This window comes from Klebsiella oxytoca NBRC 105695 (assembly GCF_001598695.1).
Classification (GTDB): Bacteria; Pseudomonadota; Gammaproteobacteria; order Enterobacterales; family Enterobacteriaceae; genus Klebsiella; species Klebsiella oxytoca.
The window spans coordinates 252893-268432 of sequence record NZ_BCZK01000005.1; the positions used below are offsets into that span (position 1 = coordinate 252893).

A 15540-nucleotide genomic window follows, 5' to 3' on the forward strand; every position below is an offset into this window, starting at 1 on the left:
TTTTGTTAGAATTAAGCCGAAAAAGTTGTCCTTTCACAGCGAGAAGCAAGCCAATGTCGAATAAACCCTCTTCGGACGAGCTCAAAAAAAATTTGAGCGAGATGCAGTTTTACGTGACGCAGAATCACGGTACTGAACCGCCGTTCACCGGGCGGCTACTCCACAACAAACGCGATGGCGTCTACCACTGCCTGGTATGCGACGCGCCGCTGTTTAACTCGCAATCCAAGTATGATTCAGGCTGCGGTTGGCCGAGCTTTTATGAGCCGGTAAGCGATGATGCTATTCGCTATCTTAACGATTACTCCCACGGTATGCAGCGCACGGAAATTCGCTGCGGAAACTGCGATGCTCACCTTGGACACGTCTTCCCGGATGGCCCGCAGCCTACCGGTGAGCGTTTTTGTGTTAATTCGGCCTCTTTAAGCTTCACCAATGATGAAAATGGTGAGCAAACCAAGGGTTGAAAAAACGATTCAGCAAATTATTCCAACATGAGGTGGGAGAACGATGGAAATTGAACGGATTATCGACGGCATGACGCCGGAAGTGTATCAGCGTCTGGCGACGGCGGTGGAGCTGGGAAAATGGCCCGACGGCGTGGCGTTAACAGCCGAGCAGAAAGAGAATTGTCTGCAGCTGGTGATGCTCTGGCAGGCCCGATATAACGTTGACGCGCAGCATATGACCATCGACACCAACGGACAGATGGTGATGAAGAGTAAACAGCAGTTGAAAGTGGACTTTGGTATTTCGCCGCAACCTATCGCGACGTTTAAATCCTGAGCCTGAACGGCCCGGCCAATTGAACGCCGGGCTTAGCGTCAGCTGGGCGTTATTTCTTGTTCATCATCGCTTTTAGATCGGCGAAAGGGTTATATTTCGCTTCGCCGACGCTTTTCTGCGCATCTTCGCCGGCCACCACCGTTGAACCATACTGATCGGCCTCGGTGTATTTTGAGTGCTCATGATCGTGGCAGTAGAGGCACAGCATCTCCCAGTTGCTACCATCTTCCGGGTTATTGGAGTGGTCGTGGTCGATATGATGTACCGTCAGTTCACGCAGATTCGAATAGACAAACTCACGCGAGCAGCGTCCGCAGACCCAGGGGAAGAGCTTCAGCGCTTTTTCGCGATATCCGACTTCCAGACGGGCGTAGTTTTTCGGGATATAAGCCATAATACCCATGCCTTCTGTTGCAAATGAAAAGCTGCGCCGGAGCTGGCGCAGCGGAATGTGCTTATCATAACCTATTGTGCAGGCGGTGACATCGCGCAGATCAGCGTTTGATCTCCAGGGATTCGGCCAGCTGTTTCGCTAGCTGGTTTTGATCATCGGCGCCGTACTCCCAAAACATCGCGCCTCCCAGTCCTTTGCTCTTGATATAGTCGGCTTTGATCGCCACCGAACGCGGGTTCTCGTAGGAGAGGGCAAAGAGCGCTTTACCGTCGGAAGAAGTTACCGACAGCCACGGCACTTTCGCTTCATCATCCCAATGCTGAGTAAAGCGCTTCTGCGGATCGTTGATGAACTTCGCCACGATATCGTTATATTTCACGTAGGTATCTTTTGACAGATCGACGCCTAGCGTTTTGAACAGCTCGACCTGCTGCGGCTCAAAATAAGGCTGCGTTGCCGGATTTTTCTGCGCATCCGGTTTGCTCCAGTCAATGCCCGGCTCGACGGCGCGTTTCGGTACCCGCCCATAGAAACCAATCCCCAGGTTCATCTGGCTGGGCTTCAAACCCGCCGCAAGATAGTTGTTGACCACGAAATCAGCGCTGTACTTATCGGCTTCTGCGACCGTCGGCCATTGAGAGGAGTCGTACAGGTTGGAATTGAAGTACTGGGTGCCGTAAGCCATGTCGTAGGTCATCAGGTTGATGTAGTCGAGCGAGGGGGCTATCGCTTTGACATCCACCCAGCTCTTCGGACTCTCCGCGTTAGCGCCCACGGCGATGGTCACCAGTTTTTTATTGCCCACCGCCGCACGCAGCTCTTTCAGCAGGGCGGTAAAATTATCGCGATCGGCCGGTTGGCTGTCGACCAGTCCCCATGCGCCGTTGACCGGATACTCCCAGTCCAGATCGATACCATCAAGACCATATTTTTCAATGATCTCCTGCGCCGACTGAATAAACAGCGCTCGGGTTTCTTTTGTCGCCGCCGCGCCGGAGAATCCGCGCGCTCCCCAGCCGCCGACGGAAAGCAAAACTTTCAGGTTCGGATTCTGCTGGCGCAGATGCGGGATTTTCTGTAAATCAGCCTGCACTTTCGGCGACAGCCAGATTTGATGCAGCCTGCCGGGGTCTTTCAGGGCCGCGTTGGTTTCACCTTTTTCGTCGTTATAGATCAGACCAAACGAGTAGTTGAGATGGGTAATCTGCCGGACGTCAAGTTTATCGATATTGCCGCCAGGTCCGGCAGTGACGTCGCCGCCGCCGTTAAAGTAGCCGACGGACATCAGGGTATTAGCTGAAACGACGCTCGCGCAGAGCAGGGGTAAAGCTGCCAGTAATGGCAAAAGTTTCATAGCAAATCCTCTTTGACAGAAAAGTGACTTAGTAAAACAAACACGCCACGGAAATGGCGTGGCGAAAAAACAGCTCGTGCAGGCTAGCATCTTCCATTGCGCAAAACTGCGAAGGGGTTCACGCTGCATCAGCGAAGCCGCGCCATGCCAACGCCATAAGCTTTCCTTCACATCTCTCCCCGCCATCCATTTTGCCGTATTTGTGATCTAAGTTGTGAAATGCAGATCAATATCTGTGTTTTAAAGATTTAATGTTGACCTTAAAGATTTCGTGGTTAAGTATTGCTCCCACTGATGCAAAACCACAAACAAAGGAAGACGCAATGAAAGCACTGGCAAGATTTGGTAAGGCCTTTGGCGGCTATAAGATGATTGATGTTCCGGAACCGGTCTGCGGTCCGGATGATGTGGTGATTGAAATCAAGGCGGCAGCCATTTGCGGCGCGGATATGAAGCACTACAACGTCGATAGCGGATCCGACCAATTCAACTCCATTCGCGGCCATGAGTTTGCCGGTGAAATCGTCCGTGTCGGCGAAAAGGTTAAGGACCGGAAAGTGGGCCAGCGGGTGGTTTCTGATAATAGCGGGCACGTCTGCGGCGTGTGTCCGGCCTGCGAACAAGGTGATTTTCTGTGTTGTACAGAAAAAGTTAATTTAGGTCTTGATAACAATACCTGGGGCGGCGGGTTTTCGAAATACTGCCTGGTGCCGGGGGAGATCCTCAAAATTCATCGCCACGCGCTGTGGGAAATCCCGCTGGGCGTTGATTACGAAGAAGCGGCGGTGCTGGATCCTATCTGTAACGCCTATAAATCTATCGCTCAACAATCCAAATTTCTCCCCGGTCAGGACGTGGTGGTCTTCGGTACCGGTCCGTTAGGGCTCTTTGCCGTACAGATGGCGCGCATCATGGGGGCCGTCAATATCGTGATGGTCGGGCTGGAAGAGGACGTCGCGGTGCGTTTCCCCATCGCTAAAGCGTTGGGCGCGACGGCGGTGGTCAACGGTTCGAGCGAAGATGTGGTTGCGCGCTGTCAGGAAATTTGCGGCAAAGATAATCTCGGTCTGGTTATCGAATGTTCAGGCGCCAACATTGCCCTCAAACAGTCTATCGAAATGCTGCGCCCCAACGGTGAAGTGGTCCGCGTGGGGATGGGCTTCAAACCGCTGGACTTCTCCATCAACGACATCACTGCCTGGAACAAAAGCATCATCGGCCATATGGCTTACGACTCCACCTCCTGGCGCAACGCCATTCGCCTGCTCGCCAGCGGCGCGATCACAGTCAAACCAATGATTACTCATCGCATTGGCCTGTCGCAGTGGCGCGAAGGTTTTGATGCCATGGCCGATAAAACCGCGATTAAGGTCATCATGACTTACGACTTTGATGAATAACCCATTTATTAAAGGAAGGTTCCCGGATGGAACAGATAGCAAAACCGCACTGCGGCGCCAGGCTCGATCGCCTGCCCGACTGCAGCTGGCACGCTTCAATGTTTGCCATGGTCGCTTTCGGATTACTTGTCTGCTGGAGTAATGCCGTAGGCGGGTTAATACTCGCGCAGCTAAAAGACCTGGGCTGGACCGATAATTCCACGACCGCTACGTTTTCTGCCATTACCACGGCGGGAATGTTTCTTGGCGCGCTCGGCGGCGGCATTATCGGCGATAAGATCGGGCGTAAAAATGCGTTCATCCTGTATGAAGCGATTCATATTATTGCCATGGTCATAGGGGCGTTTTCGCCGAATATGATCTTTCTGATTGCCTGTCGTTTTATCATGGGGGTAGGGTTAGGCGCGCTGCTGGTGACCTTATTTGCCGGATTCACCGAATATATGCCCGGCAGAAATCGCGGCACCTGGTCCAGTCGGGTCTCGTTTATCGGCAACTGGTCTTATCCGCTCTGTTCGCTGATTGCGATGGGATTAACGCCGTTAATCAGCGCGGAATGGAACTGGCGCGTACAGCTGCTGATCCCGGCGGTGCTGTCGCTAATTGCTACCGTTATTGCCTGGCGCAGTTTCCCTGAATCGCCCCGCTGGCTGGAGTCTCGCGGACGTTACGCGGAAGCGGAAAAGGTGATGCGGGCCATTGAAGAGAGGGTCGTGCAGCAAACCGGTAAGCCATTGCCGCCAGTGGTAATAGAAGATGATGGTAAAGCGCCGCGCGCGGTTCCTTATTCAGCCTTATTAACCGGCGTATTACTCAAGCGGGTTATTTTAGGCTCCTTCGTCCTGATTGCCATGAATGTCGTCCAGTATACCTTGATTAACTGGCTGCCGACGATATTTATGACCCAGGGCATTAATCTGAAAGACTCCATTGTTTTAAACACCATGAGTATGTTCGGCGCGCCGTTTGGCATTTTCATCGCCATGCTGGTGATGGATAAAATACCGCGGAAAACTATGGGTGTGGGCTTATTGGTATTAATCGCCGTGCTGGGATATATCTATTCTCTGCAAACCAGTATGCTGCTCATCACGTTAATTGGCTTCTTCCTGATTACGTTTGTCTATATGTACGTTTGCTACGCCTCGGCGGTCTATGTGCCGGAAATATGGCCGACCGAAGCGAAGCTTCGTGGTTCAGGCCTGGCGAACGCGGTGGGGCGCATCAGCGGTATCGCCGCACCCTATGCGGTGGCGGTATTACTTAACGGCTATGGCGTAACCGGGGTATTTGTGCTGCTGGGGGCCGTCTCCATTATTGTTGCGGTCGCTATCGCCACAATCGGAATTGAAACTAAAGGCGTCTCTGTCGAAAGTCTCGGTATTGATGCCGTTACCAGCAAATAATATTGACGGAAAATAAAATGAATAATTCAAAAGCGATTTTAAAAACGCCGGGTATGATGAAAATCATCGCTGCTGATATTCCGGTACCCAAAGAACATGAAGTGCTGATCAAAATTGAATACGTTGGTATTTGCGGTTCAGATGTTCACGGTTTCGAATCAGGTCCCTTTATTCCGCCGAAAGATCCCAATCAGGAAATTGGTCTGGGGCACGAATGCGCCGGTACGGTGGTCGCGGTGGGAAACCGCGTGAGCAAATTTAAACCCGGCGACCGGGTGAATATTGAACCCGGGGTGCCGTGCGGCCACTGCCGCTACTGTCTGGAGGGGAAATACAATATCTGTCCTGACGTTGATTTCATGGCCACGCAGCCAAATTATCGCGGCGCGTTAACCCACTACCTGTGCCATCCGGAGAGCTTCACCTATAAGCTGCCCGACAATATGGACACGATGGAAGGCGCGCTGGTGGAGCCTGCGGCGGTCGGCATGCATGCCGCAATGCTGGCGGACGTCAAGCCTGGCAAGAAAATCGTCATTCTTGGCGCAGGCTGTATTGGTTTAATGACCCTGCAGGCATGCCTTTGCCTGGGGGCTACTGATATCACGGTGGTTGATGTGCTGGAAAAACGCCTGGCCATGGCCGAACAGCTCGGGGCCAAAGTCGTTATCAACGGCGAAAAAGAGGACACCGTCGCGCGCTGCCAGCAGTTATCCGGCGACATGGGGGCTGATATCGTATTCGAAACCGCCGGTTCGGCCATCACCGTTAAGCAGGCACCGTATCTGGTCATGCGTGGAGGGAAAATCATGATCGTCGGTACGGTCCCCGGGGATTCGGCAATTAACTTCCTGAAAATTAACCGCGAAGTATCGATTCAGACCGTTTTCCGCTATGCCAACCGCTACCCGGTGACTATTGAAGCTATCTCCTCCGGCCGTTTCGATGTGAAGTCGATGGTGACGCACATTTACGACTACGAGGATGTTCAGCGCGCGTTTGAGGAATCTGTTAATAACAAACGCGAGATGATTAAAGGCGTTATTAGAGTTAACCATTAATTTATTAAAAAGGGAGAAACAACTATGCTGGCTGATATTAAATATTGGGAAAATGATGCGCAAAATAAAAATTATGCCATTGCCCACTTTAACGTGTGGAATGCCGAAATGCTGATGGGCGTTATCGATGCCGCGGAAGAGTCAACATCGCCGGTGATTATCTCTTTCGGCACCGGATTTGTGGGCAATACCTCGTTTGAAGATTTTTCGCATATGATGGTTTCAATGGCCAAAAAGGCCTCGGTACCGGTGATTGCGCACTGGGACCACGGACGCAGCATGGAAATTATCCACAATGCGTGGGCCCATGGCATGAACTCCCTGATGCGCGACGCTTCCGCCTTTGATTTCGAAGAGAATATTCGTCTGACCAAAGAGGCGGTGGACTTCTTCCATCCGCTGGGTATTCCGATCGAAGCGGAGCTGGGACACGTGGGCAATGAAACGGTCTACGAAGAAGCGCTGGCGGGCTATCACTATACCGATCCGGATCAAGCGGCGGAATTCGTCGAGCGCACCGGCTGCGATTCCCTGGCGGTAGCGATTGGTAACCAGCACGGGGTCTATACCTCAGAGCCGAAACTCAACTTTGAGGTGGTGAAACGCGTGCGCGAGGCGGTATCCGTTCCGCTGGTACTGCACGGCGCATCCGGCATTAGCGACGCGGATATTAAGCAGGCTATTTCGCTGGGTATTTCCAAAATTAACATTCATACCGAACTGTGCCAGGCGGCGATGGCGGCAGTGCAGGAGAACCAGAATCAACCGTTCCTGCACGTTGAGCGCGAAGTACGCAAAGCGGTCAAAACGCGCGCGCTGGAGAAAATCAAACTGTTTGGCTCTGACGGTAAAGCGGAATGACAACATGGATAATATCGAGGTTATTTGTATAGGCGCGGCCATTGTTGATATTCCCCTGCAGCCGGTGAGCAAAAATATCTTTGATGTTGACTCATATCCCTTAGAACGCATCGCCATGACCACCGGGGGGGACGCAATTAACGAGGCAACCATTATTTCCCGACTCGGTCATCGAACGGCATTAATGAGTCGGGTAGGGGACGACGCGGCGGGACATTTTATTCTTGCACACTGTCGCCGGGAGAATATTGATATCCACAGCCTGAAGCAGGATGGCGAAATCGATACCTCCATTAATGTGGGGCTGGTCACCGCCGATGGCGAGCGTACTTTTGTGACTAACCGCAATGGTAGTCTGTGGAAGCTGAATATTAACGATGTGGACTTTGGCCGCTTTTCTCAGGCAAAACTGCTGTCGCTGGCGAGCATTTTTAATAGCCCGCTGCTCGATGGTAAAGCGTTAACGGAGATATTCACTCAGGCCAAAGCGCACGCGTTAATTATTTGCGCCGATATGATTAAGCCGCGGCTTAACGAAACTCTGAACGATATTCGCCAGGCGCTGAGCTACGTCGATTATCTGTTTCCCAATTATGCCGAGGCAAAACTGCTCACCGGCAAAGAGACGCTGGATGAGATCGCCGATAGCTTCCTGAACTGCGGGGTGAAAACGGTGGTTATTAAGACCGGCAAGCGAGGCTGCTTTATTAAGCGTGCCGATATGAAGCTGGAAGTGCCGGCGGTTTCAGGCATTACCGCCATCGACACCATTGGCGCAGGGGATAATTTTGCCTCGGGATTTATCACCGCGCTGCTTGAAGGCAAACCGCTGCGCGAGTGCGCGTTGTTTGCTAACGCCACGGCGGCGATCTCGGTGCTGAGCGTAGGCGCCACGACGGGTGTGAAGAACAGAACGCTGGTTGAACAACTTCTCGACGAATATGAAGGATAATAGCAGCAGATGAAAATGATTTCTTTAGGCAGTACGGATATCACGCTTTCCCGAATGGGATTAGGCACATGGGCCATTGGCGGCGGCCCGGCGTGGAACGGCGATCTCGATCTGCAGATATGTATCGACACCATTGTTGAGGCGCATCGCTGCGGGATCAATCTGATTGATACCGCGCCAGGCTACAACTTTGGCAACAGCGAAGTGATTGTTGGCCAGGCGCTTAAACAGCTGCCGCGCCGCGAAGTCGTTGTCGAAACCAAATGCGGTATCGTCTGGGAGCGCACGGGCAGCCTGTTTAATAAGGTGGGCGATCGCCAGCTGTATAAAAACCTGACGCCCGAGTCGATTCGCGAAGAGGTGGAGGCCAGCCTGCAAAGGCTGGGCATCGATACTATTGATATCTATATGACCCACTGGCAGTCGGTAGAGCCCTGCTTTACGCCAATTGCGGAGACCGTAGCCACGCTGAACGCGCTTAAGAAAGAGGGGAAAATTCGCTCTATCGGCGCGGCGAACGTAGATGCCGGGCATATCAGAGAGTACCTCAAGCACGGCGAGCTGGATATCGTGCAGGCCAAGTACAGCATTCTTGACCGGGCGCTGGAGGCCGAGCTACTGCCGCTCTGTCAACAGAACGGCATTGTAGTGCAGGTCTACTCGCCGCTTGAGCAGGGGCTACTGACCGGGACTATCGGCCGTGATTATGTTCCCGGCGGTGCGCGGGCCAATAAGGTCTGGTTCCAGCGGGAAAATATGCTGCGCGTGATTGATATGCTTGAGCAATGGCAGCCGCTATGCGAAAAATATCGCTGTACCATCCCCGCGCTGGCGCTGGCGTGGATATTAAAGCAAAGCGATCTCATTACCCTTCTGAGCGGCGCTACGGCGCCCGAGCAGGTGCGCGAGAATGTCGATGCGCTGAACATCGCTCTGACCGATGATGATTCATTATTGATGAGGCGAATGGCGGAAGCGCTGGATCCTAAATAAGAGAGAAGACGCGGACCTCTGTTTCTGTGTAAAAGAGTATTAAATCTGTGATTCAGACAGGTTCTTTTGAAAATAAACATGGCCTGTGCAATACTAGAATCTTATTATGACTTTGCAGGAAACAGAGGTGTCATCGTGGCGGCAAAAGACAGGATTCAGGCCATAAAGCAAATGGTGGCTAATGATAAGAAAGTAGCGGTTTCTAATTTAAGCGCAATTTTTCAGGTCACTGAGGAAACCATCCGTCGCGATCTGGAAAAGCTCGAAGATGAAGGTTATTTGACCCGCACGTACGGCGGCGCTGTATTAAATACCAATGCTTTAGCTGACAATATTCATTTTTATAAACGCGCTAAATCTTTTTTAGAAGAGAAGCAGATCATTGCCCGCAATGCATTACCGTTTATAAAGAATAAAACCACCATGGCTGCCGACTCCAGCAGTACCGCGATGGAGTTATTAAAGCTATTGAAAGAGAGAAACGATCTCACGCTGTTAACCAACTCGGCAGAAGCCTTTCATGAGCTGGCACAGTCTGAAATCAACGTGGTATCTACCGGCGGCGAGCTCAACAAGAATACGCTGTCGCTGCAGGGAAGGATCACTAAGGAAATTATTAGCCGCTATCATGTTGATATTATGGTGATGAGCTGCAAAGGGCTGGATATGCAGAGCGGGGCGCTGGACTCTAACGAAGCGGAAGCGGAAATTAAGAAAACCATGATCCGCCAGGCCACCGAAGTCGCTTTGCTGGTCGATCATTCAAAATTCGATCGCAAAGCATTCGTCCAGCTCGTGGATTTTAGCCATATTAATTACCTTATCACCAATAAGGCGCCGGGTGCACAGTGGATTGCATTTTGTAAAGAAAATAATATTCAACTTGTTTATTAACATTAAGATTGGCTGTATCGATATTATTTTAATTTGCACCTGGATAATGCCATAAAAATTTAATGATGATGGCTGGCGCGGCAAAAATGATTCTGCCGCGATGGCCATACTTTATATTTTATCTGAATTTGAGGCATCCAGATGGAACAATGTGACCCTATCGGCGCAAGATTAGACCGCTTACCTTTATCGCGATTTCATTTTCGTATTTTTGGCATTATTAGTTTTAGTTTATTAATCACCGGTTTTCTCAGCTATTCCGGCAACGTGGTGCTGGCAAAGTTAGTCAGCAATGGCTGGTCAAATAACTATCTCAACGCCGCATTTACCTCGGCGCTGATGTTTGGCTACTTTATTGGTTCGTTGACCGGAGGTTTTATAGGTGATTATCTCGGGCGACGTAAAGCATTTCGGCTGAATTTACTGATCGTCGGGGTCTCTGCCTGTGCGGCAACCTTTGTGCCCAACATGTACTGGCTTATCTTTTTTCGCTGTCTGATGGGCTGCGGAATGGGGGCGCTGATTATGGTGGGCTATGCCTCCTTTACCGAATTTATTCCGCCCGCGGTACGTGGAAAATGGTCCGCCCGGCTCTCCTTTGTCGGCAATTGGTCGCCTATGCTATCGGCGGCAATTGGCGTCGTGGTGATTGCTTTTTTAAGCTGGCGGATGATGTTTCTGTTCGGCGGAGGAGCCATGCTGCTGGCCTGGTATCTGTCGGGAAGATACTTTATTGAATCTCCCCGCTGGCTGGCCGGAAAAGGGCAGCGCAGCGCCGCTGAAAAGCATCTCCAGCAGGTAGAGTCGCAAATCGAGAGAGAGAAAAATATTACCTTACCGGCCTGGCAAAGCGCGGATCAAACGGCGGATGTGTGTGTGGAAAGCGGCTCTTTCTGGCTGCTGTTTAAAGGCCAGATGCTGCGGCGCACGCTAGTGGCAATCACGGTGCTAATCGCCATGAATATTTCGCTCTATACCATTACGGTGTGGATCCCGACAATTTTCGTCAATTCGGGCATCGACGTGACGAAATCAATCTTGATGACCGCGATTATTATGATTGGCGCGCCGGTGGGAATATTTATCGCCGCGCTGATTATCGACCGTTTTCCGCGGCGGTTATTTGGCTCATCGCTGCTGATTATTATTGCGGTGCTCGGCTACTTCTATTCGATTCAAACCTCAGAGTGGGCCATCTTAAGCTATGGCCTGGTGATGATCTTTTTCCTGTATATGTACGTCTGCTTTGCCTCGGCGGTGTACGTGCCGGAGCTGTGGCCAACGCATCTCCGGCTGCGCGGTTCAGGCTTTGTCAACGCGGTAGGGCGAATTGTCGCCGTCTTTACTCCCTACGGCGTCGCTGTCCTGCTGACCCGCTACGGCGCGATTACGGTTTTTATGGTGCTCGGGGTGATGCTGGTACTCTGTGCGCTGATCCTGTTCTGCTTTGGCATCGAAACGCGCAAGATATCGCTGGAGGAGATTTCAACGCTGGCCTGAAAATGCGCCGACAGGGAAAATGCCTGTCGGCACCGGTTATGCGTGGGTTTCCAGCCAGTCGTCCAGGGTATAGAGGGTGGCGCCCGCGGCGGCCATCTCCATAAATGCCTGATTGCTGTCGTGCGGCTGAATATTCACCCCGCGGCAGCCGTCGGTAATGACGTTGACGTTATAGCCCAGATTGAGAGCGTCGAGCACGGTAAACTTGACGCAGTAGTCGGTGGCCAGACCCAGCACCGTGAGTTCGCGAATATCGCGCTCGCGCAGCCACGCATCAAGCTGCGTTTTCTGTCGGTGGCCGTTGTCGAAAAAGGCGCTGTAGCTATCTATGGCCGGATTTTCGCCTTTGTGGAAGACGGCGGCGATATGCTGCTTTTGGAGCAGCGGATGCAGAGCCGCGCCTTCGCTGTTTTGCACGCAGTGATCCGGCCAGAAAGTTTGCGCCAGGCCGTCGAGCTCGCCCTGGGTATAGGGTTCAACCTGATGCTGGCTGGCAAAGCTGCCGTGATTCGCCGGATGCCAGTCCTGGCTGGCTACCACCGTTTCGCCCCGCGTCAGGCTCCAGTCGATAAGCAGGTTGGCGACGTCAACCGTACTATCGCCCTGCGGGACCGCAAGTGCGCCACCGGCGCAGAAATCATTTTGTAAATCGACCAGAAGCAGCGCGCGCTGGGTCATGTGTTTCTCCTTACTCATCGGGGGTCAGTTCGCCGCGCAGGTTCTCCTGCATTGCGCGACGGATAGCCGCAACGTCCAGATCCTGACTCAATAAATAGTGTAGCTTGGTCAGCGTGGCTTCTACGGTCATATCAAAACCGCTAATCACCCCGGCCTGAGCCAGCGCGTTACCGGTGGCGTAACCGCCCATATTCACCTTGCCGGACATACATTGGGTCAGGTTAATCACCACGATACCGCGCTGGCTGGCTTCAGCCAGGACCTGAATAAATTCGCCGTTCTGCGGCGCGTTACCGACGCCATATGAGCGCAGGATCAGCGCTTTGACCGGCTGGCGCAGGAAATTGCGCACGACGTCGGCGGAAATGCCGGGATAAATGGTCACCACGCCAATCGGCTGCGGCGTGATAGGGTGAACCACCAGCTCACCGCTGCCGTGCGGTGCGGGAGGGGTGCCGAGACGGCGAATATGGATCCCGGCTTCCAGCAGCGGCGCCAGGTTTGGCGAAGCGAAGGCGTTAAATCCGTCGGCGTGGGCCTTTGTTGTACGGTTGCCGCGGTAGAGACGGTTGTTGAAGAACAACGACACTTCGTTAATCGGATAGTTGGCGGCGACGTACAGGGCATTGAGGAGATTAATCTGCCCGTCGGAGCGTAGCTCAGCGAGCGGAATTTGTGACCCTGTCACAATGACCGGTTTCCCCAGATTCTCCAGCATGAAGGAGAGCGCCGAAGCGGTAAACGCCATGGTATCCGTACCGTGCAGGATCACGAAACCGTCGTACTGGTCATAACGATCGCGAATATCCTCGGCGATATGCTGCCAGTCTTCCGGCGTCATATCGGAGGAGTCCATCAGCGGAGCATATTCATGAATGGTGAAGTCCGGCATCTCCGGACGGTGAAACTCGGGCATCAAAGCCAGCTGGCGCTGGAGATGGCCGGAAACGGGAATGTAGCCGTGTTCAGAACGCTGCATACCAATGGTGCCGCCAGTATAGGCAACGTAGATAGATTTCTTCTGCATAGCATCGCTTAGGTTAAACGTAGACAGGCGCAGTATATACCCGTCACGCCGCAAGTTGCAGGGGCGTCGGCTGCTTTCGTGTATTGCATGGCTTGCCTGACACAAAAACATTTACGCTGCATCGAGGCGGCAAGCAATGAAATCTATGGGAGCATAGTGACTATGGGGCCAGCGTTGCTGCGCGTAGCCAGGAAAGAGGCGGCGGGAAGGATGAAGTGAAAAATGCCGCCCCGTGGAATGGGGCGGCGTGGGATTAACGAATGTTGGCGCAGGTCAAGCAGAAGGCGTAGCGATTCTGCGGATCATTAAAGGCCGCCAGCTTGTCGCTTTCGTTTTTCACTGCATTAGCCGCAGCGGCCACCGGCGCAGGCAAATAAGCCTGAACCGCCGCCGGCAGCGCCGCGCGAACGGAACCGGTCAGGCTATCGACCACCATCGAGAAGAAGGTCGGCTCTTCCTGATAATAATTGATATGCCACTCTTTCAGCTTCGCCAGCTCTGCGGCTTTTGCCACCGCGTCGTCAAAGTCGCCAAGGCTGTCGACCAGACCGTTTGCTTTCGCATCTTCACCGGTCCAGACGTGGCCCTGGGCGATTTGGTCGATTTTTTCCGGCGTGCTCTTACGCGCGTTCGCCACCAGGGTGATAAAGCGCTTATAGCCGTTTTCGATGCTGAGCTGCATCAGCTGTTGTACTTCCGGCGGAAGCGCTTTAGTGGTGGAGACATCGGCCAGCGGAGAGGTGGCCACGCCATCGGTATGAACGCCAATCGAGCCGAGCGTATTTTCGACGGTGTTAATTACCCCAAAGATACCGATAGAACCGGTCAGGGTGCTGGGGTTCGCGACGATATAATCCGCCGGGGTGGAGATCCAGTAGCCGCCGGAGGCCGCCATGCCGCCCATCGATACCACCACCGGTTTGCCGGCCGCTTTTGCCGCCGCCAGCTCTTCGCGAATCACCTCCGAGGCGCTGACGCTGCCGCCAGGGCTGTTTACCCGCAGTACGATAGCTTTTACTTTCGGATCGAGGCGGGCATCGCGGATCTGCGCAGCGGTAGTGTCGCCGCCGACGTTACCCGGCGTTTCCTCGCCATCCATAATCGCGCCGTTAGCAAAGATAACCGCTATCGCGGAGCCTTTATCGGCAGGCGTTTTCACGGTGTAGTCGTAGTAGCTGATCGCGCTGTAGTTATTATCCGCTTTGCTCCAGCCAAACTGCTTAGTCAGCGCTTTCTCCACTTCGGTAGAGGTGCCAAGCTCGTCAACCAGCTTGTTATCCAGCGCGTACCTGGCGGTGTCGCCATCAACTTTACGCAGACCGTCGAGGACCCCCTGAGCGCCAGGGAACAGCTGCTGTGCGGAGATCTGGCGGTTGGCGGCGATGGTGTTGAGGTAGTTTTGCCACAGTTCGCCAATCCAACGGCTATCCGCCTCGCGCGCTGCCGGGGACATATCATCGCGGATAAACGGCTCTACCGCTGATTTATAAGTGCCGACGCGGAAAACGTGGGTCGATACTTTGAGTTTGTCGAGCAGCGATTTGTAGTACAGGCCGTTGGTCGCGAAACCATGCAGATCCACTTCGCCCTGCGGCGAAAGCCAGATTTTATTGGCGAAGCTGGCCAGATAATACTGCCCCTGGCTGTAGCTGCTGCCAATGGCGTAGACCGGTTTGCCGCTATCGCGGAATTCGCGCAGCGCTTTACCGATGTACTGCATCGATGGCTGATCGCCGCCGGCAAAGTTTTTCAGATCCAGCACGATGCCGGTGATATTGCGGTCGTCTTTCGCCTGGCGAATTGTCTGCACAATATCAAACAGCGAGTTTTCCTGTAGGCGATCCGAGCTGGCGCCAAACAGTTGACGGCCAATGACCCCAAGTTTGCTGCTGGCCGAAGGTTTATCGACCACCACGCCGGTGATATCCATCAGCAGCGCGCCGCGAGTGGTATGCTCTGTTGTGTTACTGCTGAACTGGGCCCAGATACCGACGCAGGCCAGCACCAGCACAAGGAAAACCACGTTCAGTGCGAGCTGGCGAATGAAGTTGAGCACTCGCCATGTCCATTTAAAGATTCCGGCGAGCAGTCGCCAAAGAGTTCGCATGTATTCTCCCTAACCATTATCAAAATAGGGCAAGCCGCAGGGGCTGCCGCGTCTGGCTATCCTAATGAGAGTGCCGACGGTTGTCAGCAGGAATCACCCGCTGGGCTGTAACAAAATCCTTGTGCAT

The 15540-nt window shown here is 53.2% G+C and carries 15 protein-coding genes; 10 read left to right on the top strand and 5 right to left on the bottom strand.

Annotated features, from left to right (window positions below; all coding sequences use genetic code 11):
• Positions 1 to 53: 53 nt before the first annotated feature.
• Together msrB and KO1_RS11100 are read left to right on the top strand one after the other, a co-directional pair.
• Positions 54 to 467 (top strand): peptide-methionine (R)-S-oxide reductase MsrB, encoded by a 414-nt coding sequence (msrB, locus tag KO1_RS11095; RefSeq protein WP_004101271.1) that lies wholly within the window; start codon positions 54 to 56, stop codon positions 465 to 467.
• 43 nt (positions 468 to 510) lie between these two features.
• Entirely contained in the window at positions 511 to 786 is a 276-nt protein-coding gene (locus tag KO1_RS11100) for a YeaC family protein (RefSeq protein ID WP_004101272.1), read from the top strand.
• 49 nt (positions 787 to 835) lie between these two features.
• Here KO1_RS11100 and yajD read toward each other — a convergent pair whose 3' ends face one another.
• A complete protein-coding gene (gene yajD, locus KO1_RS11105) occupies positions 836 to 1180 on the bottom strand; it encodes an HNH nuclease YajD (RefSeq protein ID WP_004101273.1) in 345 nt (114 codons plus the stop codon).
• Between the two features lie 100 nt (positions 1181 to 1280).
• The gene (chiD, locus tag KO1_RS11110; protein WP_024274039.1) at positions 1281 to 2534 is read right to left on the bottom strand and encodes a chitinase ChiD; all 1254 of its coding nucleotides are present in this window, start codon (positions 2532 to 2534) and stop codon (positions 1281 to 1283) included.
• 323 nt (positions 2535 to 2857) lie between these two features.
• Between chiD and KO1_RS11115 the strand changes: the two genes are divergently transcribed.
• The 8 genes from KO1_RS11115 (at position 2858) to KO1_RS11150 (ending at position 11601) form a co-directional block, all read left to right on the top strand.
• On the top strand, positions 2858 to 3934 hold the full coding sequence (locus KO1_RS11115) for a zinc-binding dehydrogenase (protein WP_064406927.1): 1077 nt from the start codon (positions 2858 to 2860) through the stop codon (positions 3932 to 3934).
• 26 nt (positions 3935 to 3960) lie between these two features.
• The gene (locus tag KO1_RS11120; protein ID WP_004112274.1) at positions 3961 to 5340 is read left to right on the top strand and encodes an MFS transporter; all 1380 of its coding nucleotides are present in this window, start codon (positions 3961 to 3963) and stop codon (positions 5338 to 5340) included.
• Between the two features lie 17 nt (positions 5341 to 5357).
• Entirely contained in the window at positions 5358 to 6401 is a 1044-nt protein-coding gene (locus KO1_RS11125) for an NAD(P)-dependent alcohol dehydrogenase (protein ID WP_024274041.1), read from the top strand.
• Positions 6402 to 6425: 24 nt separating this feature from the next.
• Positions 6426 to 7262 (top strand): ketose-bisphosphate aldolase, encoded by an 837-nt coding sequence (locus tag KO1_RS11130; RefSeq protein ID WP_024274042.1) that lies wholly within the window; start codon positions 6426 to 6428, stop codon positions 7260 to 7262.
• A gap of 4 nt (positions 7263 to 7266) precedes the next feature.
• Positions 7267 to 8214 carry a carbohydrate kinase family protein gene (locus tag KO1_RS11135; protein WP_024274043.1) on the top strand — a complete coding sequence of 316 codons (948 nt, stop codon included), beginning with the start codon at positions 7267 to 7269 and terminating at the stop codon, positions 8212 to 8214.
• 9 nt (positions 8215 to 8223) lie between these two features.
• A complete protein-coding gene (ydjG, locus tag KO1_RS11140) occupies positions 8224 to 9207 on the top strand; it encodes an NADH-dependent methylglyoxal reductase (protein ID WP_023320744.1) in 984 nt (327 codons plus the stop codon).
• Positions 9208 to 9342: 135 nt separating this feature from the next.
• Positions 9343 to 10101, top strand: coding sequence for a DeoR/GlpR family DNA-binding transcription regulator (locus KO1_RS11145; protein WP_004101292.1), 759 nt, complete (start codon positions 9343 to 9345; stop codon positions 10099 to 10101).
• A gap of 141 nt (positions 10102 to 10242) precedes the next feature.
• Positions 10243 to 11601, top strand: coding sequence for an MFS transporter (locus tag KO1_RS11150; protein ID WP_024274044.1), 1359 nt, complete (start codon positions 10243 to 10245; stop codon positions 11599 to 11601).
• Between the two features lie 36 nt (positions 11602 to 11637).
• On the opposite strand, the gene pncA is transcribed toward KO1_RS11150, so the two are convergent.
• The 3 genes from pncA to sppA all read right to left on the bottom strand — a co-directional run bounded on the left by pncA (position 11638) and on the right by sppA (position 15413).
• Positions 11638 to 12279: a bifunctional nicotinamidase/pyrazinamidase gene (gene pncA, locus KO1_RS11155; RefSeq protein ID WP_024274045.1), complete on the bottom strand. Its 642-nt coding sequence runs from the start codon at positions 12277 to 12279 to the stop codon at positions 11638 to 11640.
• Positions 12280 to 12289: 10 nt separating this feature from the next.
• Entirely contained in the window at positions 12290 to 13306 is a 1017-nt protein-coding gene (gene ansA, locus KO1_RS11160; protein ID WP_004101295.1) for an asparaginase, read from the bottom strand.
• 253 nt (positions 13307 to 13559) lie between these two features.
• Positions 13560 to 15413 carry a signal peptide peptidase SppA gene (gene sppA / locus KO1_RS11165; RefSeq protein ID WP_004112300.1) on the bottom strand — a complete coding sequence of 618 codons (1854 nt, stop codon included), beginning with the start codon at positions 15411 to 15413 and terminating at the stop codon, positions 13560 to 13562.
• Positions 15414 to 15540 lie beyond the last annotated feature (127 nt).